Genomic DNA, 14,052 nt, shown 5'->3' on the forward strand with positions numbered 1-14,052 from the left:
TCCTCTGTCTGACCAGCGGGCTGTCAAGCCCGACCCCCTGGCAGCGTAGCCACGCCCGACCCCACTCTGTGATCAGTTCGCCACAGAACGCATCCGTTCGTGGGTAGTCAGAGGGAGAGCGCACCGACATGAAGAATTTCGTCCGCCGGTTCACCGAGTCGCTGGCGCGGCTGTTGCGCCCGGTCCCCGTCACCGTCCATCCGTACTCCTGTGTATACGTGGCCGGCCCCACCGTCCGCCGTATCGGTGAGCCTGCGCTACGTGGGGAGGACGGCCCACTGGTGCGTCCCTATCTCGTCGCGCACGAGCGGCAGTTGGCCGAGGCGCGGCGGCGATCGCGCACGTTGTGGATTGCCGTGCACGCTGTGGACATCAGGCCCAGGCCCCTTCGCCGAGCCGAGGTCGCCGCGTGAACGGGGAGCCGTGCGAACACCGCACGTTCAGGTTGCTGCCATGGACGGCGGCGGAGGGCAAGCCGTGTTACGTCCTGGGGGACGGCACCGGCTACGTGTCACGGGTGGCCGACGGTATCGAGAGCATCCAACTCGGAATGGCGGACGACCTGCTCGGCCACGCCGCCGACCTTCTGGCGGACCGACGGGTCACCGGGGAGGAGCTCCACTTCCTCGCCAGCCGGCTGAGCGAGTCGTTGCAGGAGGTCAAGCGGGTCGCGGAGAGTCGGGGTTCGCGACTGAACGCGAGTGGGCCTGTTCCGGACAATGGCAGGCCGGGGCACCGAGAAACGGACATTGGCAGCCGGTGAGTCGGCAACTTGCTTGACGAGCTCCCGGACCGTCACGAAACCACCGACTTCGAGGCATTCGCCGTCAGCGGAAGAGGCCGAGGACCCCGTTCACCCAGATCCCGACGAACACGATCGCCAGGAGCGCGCAGCCCACGGCCGCCAAGGACTGGCGCAATGAACTCGCCTCCGGCGCGTCACCCCGTACCTCAGTGAGGGTGTCCCAGGTGACCGGTTGGCCGACGGCCTTGGAGGCGGCGGTCCGCACGGTTGCCAACTGCTCTTCGATGAAGGGGGAGTCGGCCGCCGATTCCGGGCCCTGCCAGGCCAGGGCGCGCATCCGGCGCACCGGGTCGCTGTACCTCTTGTCGAACGCGGCGACCTCGTCCGGGAGCCTGTCCTCTTCGAGGTACGACCAACGGCCGGCCTCGGCAAGGTCGCCGTACATCCGGTAGATGGCGGCCAGGCGTCGGCGCAGAGCCGGGTGGTGCGGGTAGGACGAGACCAGTCCGCGCAGTCGTTGGCGGGCCATGGGCACACGTCCCGCGGCGAGGTCCGCGTCCACGCGCTCCAGCGTCTCCTTCAGTGCCATGCGCACATCATCAGGCGTGCCCGCGGATGTGTGTAAGTGAATTATTTCAAGGTGCTCCGGAGACCGGCCGGTTGCAGCTTCGGTGCGTGGTCGGAAGTGCGCTCGATGCGGCAGAGGGCGGTCCGACGACGTGGGCGCACATGCGCAGGGGGAGGTCGGTGCGGTGCTGGGGCCGTTGGGCTTCTACGACGAGTTCGATGACGTGGAGGTTCGGACGAGAACGGGTACACCGTCGCCCGCGTCGACATCGGTCGGGGCCGCGGCCGGGAGATGCTGCCCGACGTGCCGGATGTGGTGAAGGTGGATATGTGAGGCCGCACTGAAGCGGCGGTCCGGCCGGTCGCGGCGTGACTGGGCGAGGAGGCGCGATGCGAACCAGCGACGAGATCTATCACCGGGTCCGCTGGGACCCGCGGTTCGACCCGGCCCGGTTCGTGCTGGGGATCAGCCAGCGCGGGGATGCCTGCAAACGCATCCCGCTGCCTTCATTCGTGCCCGGGGGCGCCATCCCGTGGCACCGGGTGGTGTTCATCGAGGCGGACGGCGAGGTGGTCTGGGACCGGGCCACGGGCGTGGACCGCATCGATGCGTCGGGCGCCGGCCGGGCGCGGGACCCGCGAGCTGACCTGAGCTTCGATACGAGCTCCGGCAGGGGCGATCCCGTCGGCGTCCTCGACGTGCCCCCGACGGCCCGCACAGCGGTGGCCTGGATCCCGCCCGCGGAGCTGTGGCCGCCGATCCAGGACATCCGCCGGGATTACGATCCGCAGATCCACCGGTGGCCGCCGCACGTCAATGTGCTCTTCGGCTTCGTGCCGGAGTCCGACTTCGAGCGCGCTGCCCCGCTGCTCGCCGCGGCGACGGCCGAGACGCCGGTCTTCACCGCCCGGTTGGACGGGGTGCGCACCTTCCGGCACAGGGCGTACTTCACCGTGTGGCTCGACCCGACGGCGGCCGGCCAGGCGCCGTGGGCCGACCTGCACCGCCTGCTGCAGCAGCGGTTCCCGCGCTGCAGTGGGCCCGCCAAGAACTTCACCCCACATCTGTCCCTGGGCCGGACCCGGGATCCGCGGCGAGTCACCGCCGACTGCGTCACCCGGCTCGACACCATGGCGGCGACAGTCTGGGAACTCGTGCTGCTCTCACGTAGGGGCGACGGGCCGATGCGGCCACGGGCCACGGTCGCCCTGCGAACGGGCGAGGTCCGCCGGCTGCCCGCGCCCGGCATCGGAGCGCCGGGCCCGGAGGACACGGCATGGCTTTCCGGGATCACCGACAGATGAGCCCATGGGCGGCTGGGGCAAAGCGTCGCCGGACAACAGCTTCCCAGCCGCTCCGACCGCCCTCCTCGGCGAGCGTCTTGATGCCCTGGAGGGTGGTCTCCATCCCGGCACGCAGTTCCTTCAGCCGGAAGGCGATCACCTCCTGCTCCCGGTCCGGCCGGCTCTCGATGGCTGCGGTGACCCCGCTGCGGCCCGGCACGGCTGCCTCGATATGGACAACACTGTTCACGCTCGGACCATCGGCGTATTCCAAGGCGTCTTCCTCACGCGGGAGTTGCTGATCATTCCGATCCTGGACCATGGGCGCAACAGGCCCTCGCCCGGCTGTGTTCCCGGCGGTCCGGGCAGCGCTGCTCAGGCGCCGTCACCACAGGAAACGGGCGGCCTCCGAGGCCGGAAATGCGTTGTCGGTGGGAACCGATACCGTCGGAACATGTCCAACATGGCCGTCCTCGAAGGTGTGCTGGAGCGCATCACGTACGCCAACGAGGAGAACGGGTACACCGTCGCTCGCGTTGACACCGGGCGGGGCGGCGGTGATCTGCTCACGGTGGTCGGCTCGCTGCTCGGGGCCCAGGTCGGTGAGTCGCTGCGGATGGAGGGGCGCTGGAGCTCGCACGCGCAGTACGGCAAGCAGTTCACGGTCGAGAACTACACGACCGTGCTGCCCGCCACCATCCAGGGCATCCGCCGCTATCTCGGCTCCGGGCTGATCAAGGGCATCGGCCCGGTCATGGCGGACCGGATCACCACCCACTTCGGGGTCGACACCCTCGACATCATCGAGCGGCAGCCGAAGCGGCTGGTCGAGGTGCCGGGGCTAGGGCCGAAGCGGACGAAGATGATCGCCGCCGCCTGGGAGGAACAGAAGGCGATCAAGGAGGTGATGGTCTTCCTCCAGGGGGTCGGGGTCTCCACCTCCATCGCGGTCCGTATCTACAAGAAGTACGAGGACGCCTCGATCTCCGTCGTGAAGCACCAGCCCTACCGGCTGGCCGCCGACGTCTGGGGCATCGGCTTCCTCACCGCCGACAAGATCGCCCAGGCGGTCGGCATCCCGCACGACAGTCCGGAGCGGGTCAAGGCGGGGCTGCAGTACGCACTGTCGCAATCCACCGACCAGGGGCACTGCTTCCTCCCCGAGGAGCGGCTGATCGCCGATGGCGTGAAGCTGCTCCAGGTCGATACGGGGCTGGTCATCGAGTGCCTCGCCGAACTGGCCGAGGACCCGGAGGGCGTCGTACGGGAAAAGGTGCCGTCGCCCGAGGGCGGTGAGCCGGTCACCGCCGTGTATCTCGTGCCGTTCCACCGCGCCGAGGTCGCGCTCGCCGCGCAGGTGCAGCGGCTGCTGCGGACGCCCGAGGACCGGATGCCGGCCTTCCAGGACGTCGACTGGGCCAAGGCGCTGACCTGGCTCGCGGGCCGTACGGGGGCGACGCTGGCCCCCGAGCAGGAGGCCGCCGTCCGGCTCGCGCTCAGCCGCAAGGTCGCCGTGCTGACCGGTGGGCCCGGCTGCGGGAAGTCGTTCACCGTCCGCTCCGTGGTCGAACTCGCCCGCGCCAAACGCGCCAAGGTCGTGCTGGCCGCGCCCACCGGGCGGGCGGCCAAGCGGCTCTCCGAGCTGACCGGGGCCGAGGCGTCCACCGTGCACCGGCTGCTCGAACTCAAGCCGGGCGGGGACGCGGCCTACGACCGGGACCGGCCGCTGGACGCCGATCTGGTCGTCGTCGACGAGGCGTCGATGCTCGATCTGCTGCTCGCCAACAAGCTGTTCAAGGCCGTGGCACCCGGTGCCCATTTGCTGCTCGTCGGGGACGTCGACCAGCTGCCGTCGGTCGGTGCGGGGGAGGTGCTGCGCGATCTGCTGGCCGAGGGCGGACCCGTTCCGGCGGTCCGGCTGACGACGATCTTCCGGCAGGCCCAGAAATCCGGCGTCGTCACCAACGCCCACCGCATCAACACCGGGACGCCGCCCCTCACCCAGGGCCTGGACGACTTCTTCCTCTTCGTCGAGGACGAGACGGAGCAGGCGGGCGTCCTCGCGGTGGACGTCGCCGCTCGCCGTATCCCGGCCAAGTTCGGCCTCGATCCCCGGCGTGACGTCCAGGTCCTCGCCCCCATGCACCGCGGCCCGGCCGGCGCGGGCGCGCTCAACGGGCTGCTCCAGCAGGCCATCACCCCGGGCCGCCCCGACCTCCCCGAGAAGCGGGTGGGCGGCCGGGTCTTCCGGGTCGGCGACAAGGTCACCCAGATCCGCAACAACTACGACAAGGGGGAGAACGGCGTCTTCAACGGCACGGTCGGCGTCGTCACCGCCCTCGACCTGGACGAACAGCGGCTGACGGTGCTGACCGACGAGGACGAGGAGATCGGTTACGACTTCGACGAGCTGGACGAGCTGGCCCACGCGTACGCCATGACGATCCATCGCTCCCAGGGCAGCGAGTACCCGGCCGTCGTCATTCCCGTCACCAGGAGCGCCTGGATGATGCTTCAGCGGAACCTCCTGTACACCGCCGTGACCAGGGCCAAGAAGCTTGTCGTGCTGGTCGGGTCGCGGCAGGCGATCGGCCAGGCCGTCCGCACAGTTTCCGCAGGCAGGCGCTGTACGGCGCTGGATTACCGGTTGTCAGGCGGCGCGGGCGGAGGATCCGCCGAAAAAATGATCGATCAAATCGGTGGGAAACATCACGGAGCCCTTCCGGAACCGGAGTCAAGGGGGCAGGATGAGTAAGCTCGCGGCACTCAGTGCCGCGAGTAGGTCCAATGGACGACCCCGAGTGCACTCTCCTGAGCCAAATGGGGGAGGGTGGAGACAGTCAGGGAACCTCAAAGAAGAGGCACTACGTCGGTGAGGGATGACGTGAGCGAGCACACCAACAACGCTGTAGTACTGCGGTACGGCGACGGCGAGTACACCTACCCGGTGATCGACAGCACCGTCGGCGACAAGGGCTTCGACATCGGGAAGCTCCGGGCCAATACCGGTCTGGTGACGCTGGACAGCGGATATGGCAACACCGCCGCCTATAAATCCGCCATCACCTACCTCGACGGTGAGCAGGGCATTCTGCGCTACCGCGGCTACCCCATCGAGCAGCTCGCCGAGCGCTCGACGTTCCTCGAGGTCGCGTACACGCTCATCAACGGCGAGCTTCCCAAGGTTGACGAGCTGTCGACCTTCAAGAACGAGATCACCCAGCACACGCTGCTGCACGAGGACGTCAAGCGGTTCTTCGACGGCTTCCCGCGTGACGCCCACCCGATGGCCATGCTGTCCTCGGTCGTCAGTGCGCTGTCCACGTTCTACCAGGACAGCCACAATCCGTTCGACGAGGAGCAGCGCCACCTCTCGACGATCCGGCTGCTGGCCAAGCTGCCGACGATCGCGGCGTACGCGTACAAGAAGTCGATCGGACACCCGTTCGTCTACCCGCGTAACGACCTCGGGTACGTCGAGAACTTCCTGCGCATGACCTTCTCGGTCCCCGCCCAGGAGTACGACCTGGACCCGGTCGTCGTCTCCGCGCTCGACAAGCTGCTCATCCTGCACGCGGACCACGAGCAGAACTGTTCGACCTCCACCGTGCGTCTGGTCGGCTCCTCGCAGGCGAACATGTTCGCCTCGATCTCCGCCGGTATCTCGGCGCTGTGGGGCCCGCTGCACGGTGGCGCCAACCAGTCGGTGCTGGAGATGCTCGAAGGCATCCAGGCCAACGGCGGCGATGTCGACTCCTTCATCCGCAAGGTGAAGAACAAGGAGGACGGCGTCCGGCTGATGGGCTTCGGCCACCGCGTCTACAAGTCCTTCGACCCGCGCGCCAAGATCATCAAGGCTGCCGCGCACGACGTGCTGTCCGCGCTCGGCAAGTCCGACGAGCTGCTCGACATCGCGCTGAAGCTGGAGGAGCACGCGCTCTCCGACGAGTACTTCGTCTCCCGCAACCTCTACCCCAACGTGGACTTCTACACGGGGCTGATCTACCGGGCCATGGGCTTCCCGACCGAGATGTTCACCGTGCTCTTCGCGATCGGCCGGCTCCCCGGCTGGATCGCCCAGTGGCACGAGATGATCAAGGAGCCGGGTTCCCGCATCGGCCGCCCGCGCCAGATCTACACCGGCGAGGTCCTGCGCGACTTCGTCCCGGTCGAGAGCCGCTGAGCCTCGTACCGACCCCGCACCACCCCGGCCGCCCCGCCGGTTGTCTTCGCCCCGTGTACCGCGCTTTCGCACAGAGCGCGGTGACCGGGGCGATTTGCGTGCCCGAGAGGCACGGCAGCGAGAAGCGCCCCGCCATCGATCCCCCCACGGGCCGACAGCGAGGCGCTTCCCATATCCCGGAGCGGATTCCCCCCACGGGATCCGGCCGGGCGTCTGTGGGAGCCGAAGCTCCTGGGCGCGCTGCGCGCTCTTCACTTGTACTTCCGGTGCGGTCTGCCGGGGTACGTACGCACGGGAGGGCCGCTCAAAGCTCCCCGGTGCACGTGCCCCGGCCAACGCTTGCCCGAAGCATCCCCCAAGACACTTCGATGGACGTCCCCCAAGACATCCTTGGCATCGCACTCTTAGACTCGCGAACCCACCGAATGGTTACCCTGAAACCGGTGTGATCTAAATCTCTTTGTGGATGTTACGTGAAGGCGCGCAACCGCAGGCTGTTCGTCACGACGAAGACCGATGAGAAGGCCATCGCCGCTCCGGCAATCATAGGGTTGAGCAGGCCAAATGCCGCAAGGGGCAGGGCAGCAACGTTATAGCCGAATGCCCAGAAGAGGTTGCCCCTGATGGTGGCCAGGGTGCGCCGGGAGAGCCTGATCGCGTCAGCCGCCACCTTGAGATCTCCACGAACGAGGGTGAGATCGCCGGCCTCGATCGCGGCATCCGTACCGGTTCCCATCGCCAGGCCGAGATCGGCGGTGGCCAGGGCGGCCGCGTCATTGACCCCGTCACCGACCATGGCGACGGAGCGCCCGCGAGCCCGGAGCCGCTCGATGACGTGGACCTTCTCCTCGGGCAGGACCTCGGCGTGGACCTCGTCGATCCCGACGGCGCGGGCCACCGCCTCCGCCACGGCTCGGTTGTCGCCGGTCAGCAGGACGGGGTGGAGGCCGAGCGCGCGCAGTTCGGCGACGGCGTCCGCGCTGGAGTCCTTGACCGCGTCGGCGACGGCGAGGACGCCGCGCGCCCGGCCGTCCCAGGCGACCGCGATCGCCGTGCGGCCCCGGGTCGCCGCGTCCGCCACGGCGTCGGACAGGGCCTCGGGGACGGCGATGCCCGCGTCGGCGAGCAGCTGCGGGCGGCCGACCAGTACCCGGTGGCCCTCGACCGTGCCGCGTACGCCGAGGCCCGCGACGTTGGTGAAGTCCTCGGGGGTGGGCAGGTCGGCACCGGTGCGTTCGGCGGCTCCGGCGGCGACGGCGTGGGCGATGGGGTGCTCGGAGGAGTGTTCCAGGGCGCCCGCGAGCCGCAGTACGTCGTTCTCGTCGGTGCCGTTCGCCGTGTGCACGTCCAGCAGGGTCATCCGGCCGGTGGTGACCGTGCCGGTCTTGTCGAGGACGATCGTGTCGATGCGGCGGGTGGTCTCCAGGACCTCGGGGCCCTTGATCAGGATGCCGAGCTGGGCGCCGCGCCCCGTACCGACCATGAGGGCGGTCGGGGTGGCGAGGCCCAGGGCGCAGGGGCAGGCGATGATCAGCACGGCTACGGCGGCGGTGAACGCGGCCGTCACGTCGTCCGTGACCAACAGCCACCCGACCAGGGTGGCCAGCGCCAGGGCCAGCACCACGGGGACGAAGACCGCGGAGATCCGGTCGGCGAGGCGCTGCACCTCGGCCTTGCCGCTCTGCGCCTCCTCGACGAGCTTCGCCATCCGGGCCAGCTGGGTGTCGGCGCCGACCCGGGTCGCCTCGACGACGAGCCGGCCGCCCGCGTTGAGCGTGGCCCCGGTGACGGAGTCGCCTACACCCACGTCGACGGGTACGGACTCGCCGGTGAGCATGGAGGCGTCCACGGCCGACGCGCCCTCCACGACGGTGCCGTCCGTGGCGATCTTCTCGCCGGGGCGGACAACGAAGCGGTCGCCGACGGTGAGCCGGCCGACGGGGACGCGTACCTCCGTGCCACCCCTGAGGACGGTGACGTCCTTCGCGCCCAGGTGCATCAGCGCCCGCAGGGCGGAACCGGCCTTCCGCTTGGACTTCGCCTCCAGGTAGCGGCCCAGCAGGATGAAGGTGATGACACCGGCGGCGACCTCCAGATAGATGGTGGAGGAGGCCCCGTCGCGCGAGACGGTGAAGTCGAAGCCGTGCCGCATCCCGGTCATGCCCGCGTCGCCGAAGAACAGCGCCCACAGGGACCAGCCGAAGGCGGCGAGGGTGCCGACCGAGACCAGGGTGTCCATGGTGGCCGCGCCGTGCCGGAGGTTGGCCCAGGTGGCGCGGTGGAAGGGAAGTCCGCCCCAGACCACGACGGGGGCGGCGAGGGTGAGGGAGAGCCACTGCCAGTTGTCGAACTGGAGTGCCGGGACCATGGCGAGCACGACGACGGGCGCGGCGAGGACGGCCGAGACGATCAGGCGCTGACGCAGCGACGCGAGCGCGGCGGCGGCGCGTCGCTCGGCGGGGTCGCCGTCGTCGGTCTCGGCTTCGGTGCTGCTTTCGGCGGTCCGGGGTTCGGCGGGTTCGGTCCCGGTGCCGATCTCGGGGGCGCCTTCGGCGGTGGCCGCGGGCGTGGCGGGCGCGACCCGCGCCCCGGCGGGCGGTGCGGGATCGGGACGGCGTACGGGTTGCGCCGTGTAACCGGTCTTCTCGACCGTGGCGATCAGATCCGCCAGACCGGTCCCCGGACCGAAGGAGACGCGGGCCTTCTCGGTCGCGTAATTCACGCTGGCGGTGACGCCGTCCATCCGGTTGAGCTTCTTCTCGACGCGGGCCGCGCAGGAGGCGCAGGTCATCCCGCCGATCGTGAGCTCCGCCCGTGAACTCTCCGCCGCCGGGGTCTCGGCCTCTGTCGCGCTGTGCATGTCCGTACTCCTGAAACGCCTGCCGGGCCGTACCCCACCAGTATCTGCTGGTCGGTCCGGCCCGGCGGCAAAGAGGGGTGATGCGGGTGATTCTGTGTTTCCGGGTGCGGCGGGTGGGTCCCGATGGTGTTCAGGCCCGGCCGACGAGCTCGTAACCGGCCTCGTCCACCGCGGCGCGCACGGCGTCCTCCGCCAGCGGGGCCCGGGAGACGACGGTCACCTGGCCGGTGGAGGCGACGGCCTTCACCGAGGTGACGCCCTCGATGCCGGAGATCTCCTCGGAGACGGCACCTTCGCAGTGCCCGCAGGTCATGCCGGACACCTGGTAGACGGTGGTCACCGCGCCCGTCCCGTCACCGCTGTCCGTGCTGCCGTGGCAGGAGCCACTCGGCGAGCAGCAGGAGCCGGTGGCCTGGGGGAGCTGGGTCTCGGCGGTCATGGTGTTCTCCTCTTCGATGAGCGCGGAAGGATGTGGCGACAGGGGCCCGGGAGGCCCCGGTGCCCCTCGACACTCTTCAGACTATACCCCTAGGGGGTATGAATGCGAGCGTCGGCGGTTGGGGCGGGTGTCGGTGACCCGGGCGACCGGCCGGATCGTGATGCCGTGCATCGAGTCCCGGAGCGAGTGCAGCACGGCGACGCGGGGGCTGGCGGCGATCGCGGGCGCGGCGAGGTGGAAACGCCCGTTCGGCCTCCGGAAGGAGAGGGCGGGGGGCGGTGTCGGCCGGACGGCTTCTCGGGTCAGTCGTACGGAGGCGGGTGGGGAGGACCGCCATGCCGGTCGAGTGGGCCTCAGTGGGTGAAGAGGGTACTGGTGAGGACCACGTGGACAGTGGTGCCGCCGAGGATGCTCAGCAGGGCGTTGCGGCGCCACAGGTGCAGTCCGATGGTGACAGCCAATGCCGTCACAGGGGCGATGGCCCTGGTTTCGGTCACGGGGAGGTCGCGCAGGCAGTAGACGAGCAGGATCACCATGACGCCGGCGGGCATGCGACTGCTGAGGTACTGGATGGTCCGGCTCCCGCGCAGCGGGGCGAGGGCGGCGAAGGGCAGGGCGCGCAGGGCCCAGGTCACGGCGGCGGAGACGGCGACCGCGGCGATGAGGTAGGGGGTGTCAGGCATGGTTCGGCTTCCTGCCGGTGGCGAGGTGGCGGGCCAGGAGCCCGCCGGTGAAGAGGGCGAAGGCGGCCAGGAGCATCTGGTCGGGGAAGAGAAGCCGGGCTGCCAGGGCGCTCAGGAGAGCGAGGGCGGGGGTGGGCAGGTCGCCGCGCCGGTCCCGGAGGGCGTCGAGCGCGAGGACGGTGAACAGCGCGGGAAGCGCGAAGTCCAGGCCGGTGACGTTGTCGGGGAGGAGGGAGCCGAGCAGGGCTCCGGCGGTGGCGCCTCCGGTCCAGTACAGGTGCATGAACAGCTGAAGGCAGAGGATTCGGCGGCCGGACCACGAGCGGGCCCGCTCCCCGGTGGTCAGGGCGTATGCCTCGTCGGTGAGGGCGAAGGTGCTGTAGCCCTTGGCAAGGCGGCCCTTCACGCGGTGCAGGGGGAAGGAGAGTGCGTAGAAGAGGTGTCGGATGTTCACCAGGAAAGCGGTCAGGGCGATGCTCGCCAGTGGCGCGACGGCGACGACCAGGCCGATGAGCAGGAACTCGAACGAGCCGGCGTAGATCAGGGTCGTGAACGCGGTGGCCCACCATCAGTCCAGCCCGGCCTGCGTGACGAGCACGCCGAAGGCGAGGCCGAGCGGGACCAGACCCAGGCCCACGGAGGCGGAGTCCTTGAACGCGGCCCGGACTTCGGGCGTCGTCCGGGGTGAGGGGGCGGGAGTAGTGGGTCGGGCAGGGCCGCCGATAGCGGCAGTCGGTATTCCCATGGATGAAATTTTAGGACGAATCGGACCTTATATGGTTGCGCATCGTGACCCTACGATGGGTGTGTGAGCAATCAAATTCAACTGGATGCCGTCGACCGTGACATTTTGTTTCACCTGCGACGGGACGGTCGGCTGACCAACGTCGAGCTGGCCAAGCGGGTCGGCCTCACGCCGCCGCCGTGCCTGCGCCGGGTCAAGCGTCTGGAGGAGGCCGGGATCATCTCCGGCTATCGCGCGGTCGTCGACCCCGCAGCAGTGGGACACGGCCTGGAGGTCCTCGTCGACGTCGAGGTCTACGCCACCGACCGCAAGACCGTCGAGGCGTTCGAGGAGACTGTCGCCTCCTATGAGGAGGTGATCGAGTTCCGCCGCTTCTTCGGCCGCCCGGACTACTTCCTTCGTGTCGCGGTCGCCGACCACGCCGCCTACGAAGCCTTCCTCACCGGCAAGCTCACCGGTCTGCCCGGCGTCCTGCGGACCGATTCCCACCTGACCATGAAGACGATCAAGACCAACTCCGGGTAGGGGTGGCGCGTTCCTTCATCCCCCGGCAGACGCAGCCCCGCACGGCGGGCGGGTTCTGGGTGCTCTCGCCGTGCGGGGCTGCGTTTGCCAGGGGATCAGTCCCCACGTCCTCGGTTGCCGGGTCTTGAGGCGACCCAGGCACGGATGGTGTCCGCGTACCAGTAGGGCTTGCCGTTCTCCACATGGTCGGGTGATGGGAGGAGACCGTGCTTTCGGTACGAGCGGACGGTGTCCGTCTGCACCCGGATGTGCGCCGCGATGTCCTTGTAGGACCAGAGCCTTCTGTCCGTCATGGGTGTCACCTCTCTGCGCCGCGGCGGCAGCCGGGAAGGCCGTCGGAGGAGCCGCGGCACGGACGCTGACGATCACTCAGCCTGCGTTCGGTGCAACGAGAGGGAGTGAGCCCGGGGAGGGGCTGTCGTGCGCCTGTGACGGAAGAGCCACGTAACGCGGACATGTGTGACGAGCGGGTTACGGGAGACCGGAGCGAGAGGTGGTGTACGCCGTCGTCACCTCGGCGGATAGGGGAGAGGGGTCTCGCGGCTCGGTCCCGCGTGCCAGAGTGCCGACCAGGTCGCCGCGGTGACCAGGCCGTTCGGCCTGAGCGGCGGGTTGTCCGCCTGGAAGCGCTGCACGGCGAGGAGGGTCTGCGGTCCGAACGTTCCGTCGACCGCGGACCACGGCAGATAGTGGCGGTTGGCCAGCATGCACTGCACCTGGGAGACCCGCTCGCCCTGCTCGCCGTAGATGGTCGGCTCGTCGCCGTCGTAGAAGACGCAGACCGGGCTGGAGCCGGGCGGTGGCGGCGGGTTGTGCTCGTCGGCCGAGGCGGTCGAGGTGGTCGAGCCGCCCAGGCCGACGGCGAGGGCGGCGGCCAGAGCGACCGCGGCCAGGGCCCCGGCCGTCCTGCGGGGCGACAGCATCTTCCGGATCATGGTGAGTTGCTCCTCGTGCGGCGTGGTGGGGTGCGCGGCCGGGGCCGTGCACCGGCTTCTCACCGAGGACAACACCGCGTGCCGCCCCTACGTCACTTCCCGGCGCGCCTCGGCGTGTCAGGGGCCCGGTGCGGGCCGCCGCAGGTGCGGAGGAAGGCCCGGGTGCGGCGGGCGATGGGCAGGGGTTTGTCGGGCGGGCACGGATACATGTCCTGCTCGACGATGGCGAAGAGATCGACGTCCAGCTCGCGGGCGGCGGCGAGCACGGGTTCCAGCGCGGGCACCCCGCCCGGCGGTTCGCACATCACGCCGCGCGCCACGGCGGGCCCGAACGGCACCTCGTCCGCCACGACTTGGGCCAGGATCTCCGGGTCGACCTGCTTGAGGTGCAGATAGCCGATCCGTTCCCCGTACGTCTCGATCAGCTTGACGCTGTCGCCGCCGCAGTAGGCGTAGTGGCCGGTGTCGAGGCAGAGCGAGACCAGGTCGGGATCGGTGGCGTCGAGGAAGCGGGTGACGTTCTCCGCGCTGTCGATATGGGTGTCGGCGTGCGGATGGACGACGATGCGCAGCCCGAACCGGTCCCGCACCTCGCGGCCCAGCCGTTCCGTCAGGGTGGTGAGGTCGCGCCACTGCTCCGCGGTCAGCTCCCGGTCCTCCAGGAGCTCGCCCGTCCTGTCGTCGCGCCAGAACGACGGGATGACCACCAGGTGCCCGGCGCCCATCGCCCGGGTGAGTGCCGCGATATCGGCGACATGCGCCCAGGTCCGGTCCCAGACGCCGGGGCCGTGGTGCAATCCGGTGAAGACGGTCCCGGCCGAGACCGTGAGTCCGCGGCGGCGGGTCTCGTCGGTGAGACGGGCCGGGTCGGTCGGGAGGTAACCGTACGGACCGAGCTCGATCCACTCGTAACCCGCCGCGGAGACCTCGTCGAGGAAGCGCTGCCAGGGCACTTGCCGCGGATCGTCGGGGAACCACACCCCCCACGAGTCGGGTGCCGAACCGATACGGATACGGGCCGGAGCCGCTGCGGAGGAGGTCATGCCGCCCAGCCTCCCGGCCCCGAGGAACCGTGTCAATGATTCG

At 69.6% G+C, this 14,052-nt stretch carries 14 protein-coding genes and 1 pseudogene; 6 read left to right on the forward strand and 9 right to left on the reverse strand.

Going from position 1 to position 14,052, the window contains the following annotated elements; genetic code table 11:
* Window positions 1–128: 128 nt before the first annotated feature.
* Both ACFU8Q_RS05620 and ACFU8Q_RS05625 read left to right on the forward strand, forming a co-directional pair.
* Entirely contained in the window at window positions 129–413 is a 285-nt protein-coding gene (locus ACFU8Q_RS05620) for a hypothetical protein (protein ID WP_384448180.1), read from the forward strand.
* Window positions 410–763, forward strand: a complete 354-nt coding sequence (locus ACFU8Q_RS05625; RefSeq protein ID WP_384448183.1) for a hypothetical protein — start codon at window positions 410–412, stop codon at window positions 761–763. The genes ACFU8Q_RS05620 and ACFU8Q_RS05625 overlap by 4 nt, the downstream gene beginning before the upstream one ends.
* Before the next feature lie 64 nt (window positions 764–827).
* Here ACFU8Q_RS05625 and ACFU8Q_RS05630 read toward each other — a convergent pair whose 3' ends face one another.
* Window positions 828–1,334, reverse strand: a complete 507-nt coding sequence (locus tag ACFU8Q_RS05630) for a DUF6584 family protein (protein WP_384448186.1) — start codon at window positions 1,332–1,334, stop codon at window positions 828–830.
* Window positions 1,335–1,702: 368 nt separating this feature from the next.
* Here ACFU8Q_RS05630 and ACFU8Q_RS05635 point away from each other — a divergent pair, with 368 nt between their 5' ends.
* Window positions 1,703–2,617, forward strand: a complete 915-nt coding sequence (locus ACFU8Q_RS05635; protein ID WP_384448189.1) for an RNA repair domain-containing protein — start codon at window positions 1,703–1,705, stop codon at window positions 2,615–2,617.
* Here ACFU8Q_RS05635 and ACFU8Q_RS05640 read toward each other — a convergent pair.
* Complete coding sequence (locus tag ACFU8Q_RS05640) at window positions 2,604–2,846, reverse strand: hypothetical protein (protein ID WP_384448191.1); 243 nt, start codon at window positions 2,844–2,846, stop codon at window positions 2,604–2,606. The genes ACFU8Q_RS05635 and ACFU8Q_RS05640 overlap by 14 nt on opposite strands.
* 204 nt (window positions 2,847–3,050) lie before the next feature.
* Here ACFU8Q_RS05640 and ACFU8Q_RS05645 point away from each other — a divergent pair, with 204 nt between their 5' ends.
* Window positions 3,051–5,351: an ATP-dependent RecD-like DNA helicase gene (locus tag ACFU8Q_RS05645; protein ID WP_384448194.1), complete on the forward strand. Its 2,301-nt coding sequence runs from the start codon at window positions 3,051–3,053 to the stop codon at window positions 5,349–5,351.
* Between the two features lie 129 nt (window positions 5,352–5,480).
* Entirely contained in the window at window positions 5,481–6,779 is a 1,299-nt protein-coding gene (locus ACFU8Q_RS05650) for a citrate synthase (protein WP_384448197.1), read from the forward strand.
* Between the two features lie 469 nt (window positions 6,780–7,248).
* Here the strand turns inward: ACFU8Q_RS05650 and ACFU8Q_RS05655 are convergent, their stop codons facing one another.
* From ACFU8Q_RS05655 to ACFU8Q_RS05670, 4 genes and pseudogenes are all read right to left on the reverse strand, one after another.
* Window positions 7,249–9,639 (reverse strand): heavy metal translocating P-type ATPase, encoded by a 2,391-nt coding sequence (locus ACFU8Q_RS05655; protein WP_384448200.1) that lies wholly within the window; start codon window positions 9,637–9,639, stop codon window positions 7,249–7,251.
* A 130-nt stretch (window positions 9,640–9,769) separates the two neighbouring features.
* Window positions 9,770–10,078 (reverse strand): heavy-metal-associated domain-containing protein, encoded by a 309-nt coding sequence (locus tag ACFU8Q_RS05660; RefSeq protein ID WP_384448203.1) that lies wholly within the window; start codon window positions 10,076–10,078, stop codon window positions 9,770–9,772.
* 353 nt (window positions 10,079–10,431) lie between these two features.
* Window positions 10,432–10,761, reverse strand: a complete 330-nt coding sequence (locus ACFU8Q_RS05665) for a branched-chain amino acid transporter permease (RefSeq protein ID WP_384448206.1) — start codon at window positions 10,759–10,761, stop codon at window positions 10,432–10,434.
* Window positions 10,754–11,398 (reverse strand): annotated as a pseudogene (locus ACFU8Q_RS05670) (AzlC family ABC transporter permease). Before ACFU8Q_RS05670 ends, ACFU8Q_RS05665 begins: the two are co-directional and overlap by 8 nt.
* Window positions 11,399–11,569: 171 nt before the next feature.
* On the opposite strand from ACFU8Q_RS05670, the gene ACFU8Q_RS05675 reads away from it, so the two are divergent.
* Window positions 11,570–12,031 (forward strand): Lrp/AsnC family transcriptional regulator, encoded by a 462-nt coding sequence (locus ACFU8Q_RS05675; protein WP_384448209.1) that lies wholly within the window; start codon window positions 11,570–11,572, stop codon window positions 12,029–12,031.
* 95 nt (window positions 12,032–12,126) lie between these two features.
* On the opposite strand, the gene ACFU8Q_RS05680 is transcribed toward ACFU8Q_RS05675, so the two are convergent.
* The 3 genes from ACFU8Q_RS05680 to ACFU8Q_RS05690 all read right to left on the reverse strand — a co-directional run bounded on the left by ACFU8Q_RS05680 (window position 12,127) and on the right by ACFU8Q_RS05690 (window position 14,009).
* Window positions 12,127–12,324, reverse strand: a complete 198-nt coding sequence (locus ACFU8Q_RS05680; protein WP_384448212.1) for a helix-turn-helix transcriptional regulator — start codon at window positions 12,322–12,324, stop codon at window positions 12,127–12,129.
* A 216-nt stretch (window positions 12,325–12,540) separates the two neighbouring features.
* Window positions 12,541–12,966, reverse strand: coding sequence for a peptidoglycan-binding protein (locus tag ACFU8Q_RS05685; RefSeq protein ID WP_384448215.1), 426 nt, complete (start codon window positions 12,964–12,966; stop codon window positions 12,541–12,543).
* Between the two features lie 92 nt (window positions 12,967–13,058).
* On the reverse strand, window positions 13,059–14,009 hold the full coding sequence (locus tag ACFU8Q_RS05690; RefSeq protein ID WP_384448218.1) for a sugar phosphate isomerase/epimerase family protein: 951 nt from the start codon (window positions 14,007–14,009) through the stop codon (window positions 13,059–13,061).
* Window positions 14,010–14,052 lie beyond the last annotated feature (43 nt).

The sequence above is a fragment of the Streptomyces sp. NPDC057543 genome, from assembly GCF_042801895.1.
Lineage (GTDB): Bacteria > Actinomycetota > Actinomycetes > Streptomycetales > Streptomycetaceae > Streptomyces.

What these genes read in the sequence shown, in the direction of transcription:
- ACFU8Q_RS05635 (WP_384448189.1), top strand. Translation starts at nt 1,703, where the DNA reads ATGCGAACCAGCGACGAGATCTATCACCGGGTCCGCTGGGACCCGCGG.
- ACFU8Q_RS05655 (WP_384448200.1), bottom strand. Translation starts at nt 9,639, where the DNA reads ATGCACAGCGCGACAGAGGCCGAGACCCCGGCGGCGGAGAGTTCACGG.
- ACFU8Q_RS05680 (WP_384448212.1), bottom strand. Translation starts at nt 12,324, where the DNA reads ATGACGGACAGAAGGCTCTGGTCCTACAAGGACATCGCGGCGCACATC.
- ACFU8Q_RS05620 (WP_384448180.1), top strand. Translation starts at nt 129, where the DNA reads ATGAAGAATTTCGTCCGCCGGTTCACCGAGTCGCTGGCGCGGCTGTTG.
- ACFU8Q_RS05660 (WP_384448203.1), bottom strand. Translation starts at nt 10,078, where the DNA reads ATGACCGCCGAGACCCAGCTCCCCCAGGCCACCGGCTCCTGCTGCTCG.
- ACFU8Q_RS05690 (WP_384448218.1), bottom strand. Translation starts at nt 14,009, where the DNA reads ATGACCTCCTCCGCAGCGGCTCCGGCCCGTATCCGTATCGGTTCGGCA.
- ACFU8Q_RS05665 (WP_384448206.1), bottom strand. Translation starts at nt 10,761, where the DNA reads ATGCCTGACACCCCCTACCTCATCGCCGCGGTCGCCGTCTCCGCCGCC.
- ACFU8Q_RS05685 (WP_384448215.1), bottom strand. Translation starts at nt 12,966, where the DNA reads ATGATCCGGAAGATGCTGTCGCCCCGCAGGACGGCCGGGGCCCTGGCC.
- ACFU8Q_RS05645 (WP_384448194.1), top strand. Translation starts at nt 3,051, where the DNA reads ATGTCCAACATGGCCGTCCTCGAAGGTGTGCTGGAGCGCATCACGTAC.
- ACFU8Q_RS05630 (WP_384448186.1), bottom strand. Translation starts at nt 1,334, where the DNA reads ATGGCACTGAAGGAGACGCTGGAGCGCGTGGACGCGGACCTCGCCGCG.